A 1842-nucleotide genomic window follows, 5' to 3' on the forward strand; every position below is an offset into this window, starting at 1 on the left:
TTTTATATTAAAAAGAGCCTACAATTGTAAGCTCTACTATATAAGATTAAACTTTTTTAAAATATCTTGTACTGTATTATATATTCTTGTATCTAAAGTATCGTTATTATTAAATCCTTGCTCTTTTTGGATAACTGCATTTTTAAATAAATTACCTAAGTTATATCCAGTTAGAGCTTCCCCTCCACTAATTCCTTCAATAAATCCAAATAAAGGTGTATCACTACTTTCAGTTGGATATTCCCTAGGGTTAAATTTAAACCACAAAACATACTTTCCTATATCTTTTTTATTTATATAAAAGCTAAATGTTCCATCTGTATTTCTATAAATAGCTATTTTATCTCCATCTATAAAATCATACTGTAAGTTAGGGAAGTTCTTCCCTGTATATTTAACAGTTAAAGCATTACTTGGACTTACTGTTACGTCTGCTATGTTATGGGTTCTATCCATTGCTCCTAATCCTATCATTGAAAATTTAGTATTTATATCTCCTTTATAAATAAACCAATAAATCCCCCTTGTTACTTCAAATTCTATTTTATACGTATTATTATCAAACATATACCTACTTGGATATCCACTAGGATTTGGTGATACGCTTATAATTCCATTTTCTAAAGTAAGTACTTCTGCTGTATTAGTTTTAGTTATATCTGTTAATGAAATATCTTTACTTATTGCATTTTCAGTTGTATCGTAATTTAACTTAGATAATTTAGTGTTTGATATTTCATTATCATTATTAAATAAAGCATTGTTCACTAGCATTTTTTCTACTATTCTAGGTGCAACTACCTTTTGATAAGCATTATTACCAAAGTGAGATTGGCGTGTACTTGAAGTTACTCCTGTTCCATTAACTGCATTAGTTTCTGTATCTCTAGGTATATCTACATACGTATTAGGATTCCAATTTTTATAGTTCTCCCATATCTCTTTACATTGCCCTTGTAGGTACCAATAAGATACAGTTTCTACGTTATACCATATATCTTTATCCCATACTCCCTTTTTAACTCTATTTTCATATCCATTATTATTAAAATATTCAAAAAAAGTATTTGTCATTCTTTCAAAGGCTGCCTTATGAGTACTTGCATTAGTTTTATCATTCTCTCCCTGGATCCATATAACGCCACCAAATATATTATCTTGATTTAAATCTAATAGATATTTAAGTCTATCTCTAAAAGCTAAAAAATATGGACTTGTATCACTCCATTTTAAAGCTCCTGATGATGGTTTCATTGTATTTTGATCATATGTTCCTACCTTGCCTGAATTAAATCCAGTTCCACCGTAAGCTACTGGAAGGAATACAATTTTATATTCTTCTGGTATATGCTTCAATAATAGATTTCCAAGTGGTAAATGAAGTCCTTTAGTCCCCTTAAAGTTTAGACTGTTTGGATTAGACATATTTCTCATATCTTGAAAACTCTGAGCACAGTGTCCAAGTGGTATAACTTTCAAATTATCATCTTCATATAATCCTAACTGCTTGATTCTATTCTCATTAATATTTTTACTAACTATTGATGATACTACTGATTCATCATATCCTACTGCATTTGATTGTCCAGCAACTGCAATTATAAAATACTTTTCAACATTTTCTTCTTCAAATTCACTACTTGAATTATTCCAGTTAGTGCATAAATGATATAAATATTCATCTATTCTGGACATAGGTTTTGGTAAGTTGTTTAAATCTTTTTCCTTACCATTCATATAAGCTAAATATTTTTCCATTCTACTATTTGGATTAGGTAAATCATTTAAACTCATTTTAATTCACTTCCTTTTATTTTATATTAAAAAGAGCCTACAATTGTA

1 protein-coding gene is annotated in these 1842 nt (G+C 28.6%); it reads right to left on the minus strand.

The window, feature by feature from the left end; genetic code table 11:
- Positions 1-36: 36 nt before the first annotated feature.
- Positions 37-1794 carry a hypothetical protein gene (locus NSA50_RS19625; RefSeq protein ID WP_257448234.1) on the minus strand — a complete coding sequence of 586 codons (1758 nt, stop codon included), beginning with the start codon at positions 1792-1794 and terminating at the stop codon, positions 37-39.
- Positions 1795-1842: the final 48 nt, after the last annotated feature.

Source organism: Clostridium mucosae (genome assembly GCF_024622765.1).
Taxonomy (GTDB): Bacteria; Bacillota; Clostridia; order Clostridiales; family Clostridiaceae; genus Clostridium.